The organism is Pseudomonas sp. NPDC087626 (assembly GCF_044743405.1).
In the GTDB taxonomy this organism is placed as follows: Bacteria; Pseudomonadota; Gammaproteobacteria; order Pseudomonadales; family Pseudomonadaceae; genus Aquipseudomonas.
In genome coordinates this window covers 233,676-239,138 of the sequence record NZ_JBIUWJ010000004.1, presented here as the reverse complement: position 1 = coordinate 239,138, position 5,463 = coordinate 233,676, and the positions used below count along the sequence as shown (strand labels likewise).

General features: G+C 58.2%; 1 protein-coding gene. It reads right to left on the bottom strand.

Annotation, left to right across the window (positions count from 1 at the left end):
* The coding region (locus ACIOVD_RS05740) for an immunoglobulin-like domain-containing protein (protein ID WP_401126577.1) at window positions 1-5,405 on the bottom strand (5,405 nt) is incomplete at its 3' end.
* Window positions 5,406-5,463: the final 58 nt, after the last annotated feature.

Genomic DNA, 5,463 nt, shown 5'->3' with positions numbered 1-5,463 from the left:
TCAGTGACGCTGAGTTTGATGGTTTCGCCGTCTTTGTAGACGTCATCGCCCTGGGCTTTCAGCTCGTACGGCACGCTGGTGGTGCCCGCTTTGATAACCACGGTCGCGCCGTTGCTCAGGGTCACGGTCAGGTCTTGCTTGAGTTCCTGGTCGACTTTCACCGTGAACTTCGGAGCAGCGTTTTCCAGCACATCGCCGTTGCTTTCGATGGTGACGGTGATTTTGTCGCCTTCGTTGGCCGGATCTTTTGGATCGCCCGAGCCTGGTTCGTCCGTCACGCTGGTAGTCAGCGTGGTATCGCCCAGTGTCAGCTTCTCGAAGTTCTCAGCGCCGGTAACCGAAACCAGCTTGTTGACGATTGGAGTCTGGCCGCCAGCGAAGATGTCGTCTTTGGCGATGACGGTTGCGCTGGCCGAAGTCCCGTTCACAGGAACGGTGATTTTGGTGCCATCGGACAGAGTGAATACCAGCGGGCCGTGGTTGCTCATTGGCAGGCCAGCGGCGTTGGTCAGGGTCACGGTGTAGGTGACGGAGCCGCCTTCGGTGACGGTGGTTTTATCCACAGACAGAGTGGCAACCACTTCAGAAGTGGTGTCGCCGACTTTAACGATGGCTTCGTTGCCGAGTACCAGGTTTTCGAAGGATTTACCGTCGACTGCAGCGTCGGTGACGCCGAGTTTGATGGTTTCGCCGTCTTTGTAGACGTCATCACCTTGTGCTGCCAACTCGTACGGAGTGCTGCTGGTGCCGGCCTTGATGACCACGGTATCGCCGTTGCTCAAGGTGACGGTCAGGTCTTGTTTCAGTTCCTGATCGACCTTGACGGTGAACTTAGGTGCAGCGTTTTCCAGCACGTCGCCATTGCTTTCGATGGTGACGGTGATCTTGTCGCCGTCAGTACCTGGCTCGTCAGTGACCGAAGTGGTCAACGTCGTGTCGCCCAGGGTCAGCTTCTCGAAATTCTCTGCGCCAGTAACCGAAACCAGTTTGTTGACGATTGGTGTCTGGCCGCCAGCGAAGATGTCGTCTTTGGCGGTGACGGTCGCGCTGGCCGAAGTCCCATTCGCAGGAACGGTGATTTTGGTGCCGTCGGACAGGGTGAAGACCAGCGGGCCGTGGCTGCTCATTGGCAAGCCAGCAGCGTTGGTCAGGGTCACGGTGTAAGTGACGGAGCCGCCTTCGGTGACGGTGGACTTATCCACAGACAGAGTGGCAACCACTTCAGAAGTAGTGTCGCCGACTGTAACGATGGCTTCGTTGCCGAGGACCAGGTTTTCGAAGGATTTGCCGTCTACTGCAGCGTCGGTGACGCCGAGTTTGATGGTTTCGCCGTCTTTGTAGACGTCATCGCCTTGGGCTTTCAGCTCGTACGGCGTGCTGGTGGTGCCGGCTTTGATGACGACGGTGTCGCCGTTGCTCAGGGTGACGGTCAGGTCCTGTTTGAGGACTTGATCAACCTTGACGGTGAACTTCGGTGCAGCGTTTTCCAGCACGTCGCCATTGCTTTCGATGGTGACGGTGATCTTGTCGCCGTCAGTACCTGGCTCGTCAGTGACCGAAGTGGTCAACGTGGTATCGCCCAGTGTCAGCTTCTCGAAGTTCTCAGCGCCGGTAACCGAAACCAGTTTGTTAACGATTGGGGCTTGGCCGCCAGCGAAGATGTCGTCTTTGGCAGTGACCGTCGCGCTGGCCGAAGTCCCATTCGCAGGAACGGTGATTTTGGTGCCATCGGACAGAGTGAATACCAGCGGGCCGTGGTTGCTCATCGGCAAACCAGCAGCGTTAGTCAGGGTCACGGTGTAGGTGACGGAACCGCCTTCGGTGATCGTGGTTTTATCCACAGACAGAGTGGCAACCACTTCAGAAGTGGTGTCGCCGATGGTGACCTGAGCTTTGTCGCCCAGTACCAGGTTTTCGAAGGATTTGCCGTCTACTGCAGCGTCGGTGACGCCGAGTTTGATGGTTTCGCCGTCTTTGTAGACGTCATCGCCTTGGGCTTTCAGCTCGTACGGCGTGCTGCTGGTGCCGGCCTTGATGACCACGGTGTCACCGTTGCTCAGGGTGACGGTCAAGTCTTGTTTGAGGGCTTGATCAACCTTGACGGTGAACTTCGGTGCAGCGTTTTCCAGCACATCGCCGTTGCTTTCGATGGTGACGGTGATCTTGTCGCCTTCGCCCGAGGGTTGGTCGGTGACGGTGGTGGTGAACTGGTCTTTGCCCAGGGTCAGCTGTTCGAACTGATCGGCGCCGGAGACACTCTCCAGCTTGTTGACCAGCGCTGGCTGACCGCCGGTGAAGATGTCGTTGCTGGTGACCACGGTTGCCGTGCCGGTGGTGCTGTTGGCTGGAACGGTGATGGTGGTGCCGTCGGAAAGCTTGAAGGTCAGCTCGCCGTGGTTGCTCATCGGCAGGCCAGCGGCGTTGGTCAGGGTCACGGTGTAGGTGACGGAACCGCCTTCGGTGACGGTGGTTTTATCCACAGACAGGGTGGCAACCACTTCAGACAGGGTGTCGCCGATGGTGACTTGGGCCTTGTCGCCCAGCACCAGATTCTCGAAGGATTTGCCGTCGACGGTGGCATTGCTGACACCAACTTCCACGACTTGACCGTCTTTGTAGACGTCATCGCCCTGGGCTTTCAGTTCGTACGGCACGCTGTTGGTGCCGGCTTTGATGACCACGGTATCGCCGTTGCTCAGGGTCACGGTCAGGTCCTGCTTGAGGACCTGATCGACCTTGACGGTGAACTTCGGTGCAGCGTTTTCCAGGACGTCGCCGTTGCTTTCGATGGTGACGGTGATCTTGTCGCCGTCAGTATCTGGCTCGTCAGTGACGGTGGTGGTGAATTGGTCTTTGCCGAGGGTCAGCTTCTCGAAGTTGTTAGCCGAGACCGACTCGAGTTTGTTGACGATCGCATCCTGGCCGCCGGTGAAGATGTTGTCTTTGGCGGTGACAGTTGCGCTGGCCGAAGTCCCGTTCGCAGGAACGGTGATCTTGGTGCCGTCGGACAGAGTGAAGACCAGCGGACCATGGCTCGCCATCGGCATGCCGGCAGCGTTGGTCAGGGTCACGGTGTAAGTAACTTCACCGCCCTCGGCGACGGTGGATTTATCCACCGTCAGGGTGGCTTTCACCTCAGTGAGGGTGTCGTCGATGGTGACTTGGGCTTTGTCGCCCAGTACCAGGTTCTCGAAAGACTTGCCGTCAACGGTGGCATTGCTTACACCAACTTCCACGACTTGACCGTCTTTGTAGACGTCGTCGCCCTGGGCTTTCAGCTCGTATGGAACGCTGGTGGTGCCGGCCTTGATCACCACGGTGTCGCCGTTGCTCAGGGTGACGGTCAGGTCCTGTTTGAGGACTTGATCAACCTTGACGGTGAACTTCGGTGCAGCGTTTTCCAGCACGTCGCCGTTGCTTTCGATGGTGACGGTGATCTTGTCGCCGTCAGTACCTGGCTCGTCAGTGACCGAAGTGGTCAACGTCGTGTCGCCCAGGGTCAGCTTCTCGAAATTCTCTGCGCCAGTAACCGAAACCAGCTTGTTGACGATTGGAGTCTGGCCGCCAGCGAAGATGTCGTCTTTGGCAGTGACGGTCGCGCTGGCCGAAGTCCCATTCGCAGGAACGGTGATTTTGGTGCCATCGGACAGAGTGAATACCAGCGGGCCGTGGTTGCTCATCGGCAGGCCAGCGGCGTTGGTCAGAGTCACGGTGTAAGTGATGGAACCGCCTTCGGTGACGGTGGTTTTATCCACAGACAGGGTGGCAACCACTTCAGAAGTGGTGTCGCCGACTGTAACGATGGCTTCGTTGCCGAGGACCAGGTTTTCGAAGGATTTGCCGTCTACTGCAGCGTCGGTGACGCCGAGTTTGATGGTTTCGCCGTCTTTGTAGACGTCATCGCCTTGCGCCGCCAACTCGTACGGAGTGCTGCTGGTGCCGGCCTTGATGACCACGGTATCGCCGTTGCTCAGGGTGACAGTCAGGTCCTGCTTGAGGACTTGATCAACCTTGACGGTGAACTTAGGCGCAGCGTTTTCCAGCACGTCGCCATTGCTTTCGATGGTGACGGTGATCTTGTCGCCTTCGCCCGACGGTTGGTCGGTGACGGTGGTAGTGAACTGGTCTTTGCCCAGGGTCAGTTTCTCGAACTGATCGGTGCCAGAAACGCTTTCCAGCTTGTTGACCAGCGCTGGCTGACCGCCGGTGAAGATGTCGTTGCTGGTGACCACGGTAGCCGTGCCAGTGGTGCTGTTGGCCGGAACGGTGAGGGTGGTGCCGTCGGAAAGCTTGAAGGTCAGCTCGCCGTGGTTGCTCATCGGCAGGCCAGCGGCGTTGGTCAGGGTCACGGTGTAGGTGACGGAACCGCCTTCGGTGACGGTGGACTTATCCACAGACAGAGTGGCAACCACTTCAGAAAGGGTATCGTCGATAGTGACTTGGGCTTTGTCGCCCAGCACCAGATTCTCGAAGGATTTGCCGTCAACGGTGGCATTGCTGACACCAACTTCCACGACTTGACCGTCTTTGTAGACGTCGTCGCCCTGGGCTTTCAGCTCGTACGGCACGCTAGTGGTGCCGGCTTTGATGACGACGGTGTCGCCGTTGCTCAGGGTCACGGTCAAGTCCTGCTTGAGAACCTGATCAACCTTGACGGTGAACTTCGGTGCAGCGTTTTCCAGCACATCGCCATTGCTTTCGATGGTGACGGTGATCTTGTCGCCTTCGCCCGACGGTTGGTCGGTGACGGTGGTAGTGAACTGGTCTTTGCCCAGAGTCAGTTTCTCGAACTGATCGGCGCCAGATACGCTTTCCAGCTTGTTGACCAGCGCTGGCTGACCGCCGGTGAAGATGTCGTTGCTGGTGACCACGGTAGCCGTGCCGGTGGTGCTGTTGGCCGGAACGGTGATGGTGGTGCCGTCGGAGAGCTTGAAGGTCAGTTCGCCGTGGTTGCTCATCGGCAGGCCAGCGGCGTTGGTCAGGGTCACGGTGTAGGTGACGGAGCCGCCTTCGGTGACGGTGGTTTTATCCACAGACAGAGTGGCAACCACTTCAGACAGGGTGTCGCCGATGGTGACTTGGGCTTTGTCGCCCAGCACCAGGTTCTCGAACGACTTACCGTCGACGGTGGCATTGTCGATACCGACTTCCACAACTTGACCGTCTTTGTAGACGTCATCACCTTGCGCCGCCAACTCGTACGGAGTGCTGTTGGTGCCGGCTTTGATGACCACGGTATCGCCGTTGCTCAGGGTCACGGTCAGGTCCTGCTTGAGGACCTGATCGACCTTGACGGTGAACTTCGGTGCAGCGTTTTCCAGCACGTCGCCGTTGCTTTCGATGGTGACGGTAACGGTGTCGATGCTATCGGAGATGGTGGTAACGGCCGGAGTAGTGCTAGGCACCAAGCTCTCAAAGTTACCGCCAGTGGTAGCCGTGATCGTCGTGCTAACGGTGCTGCCG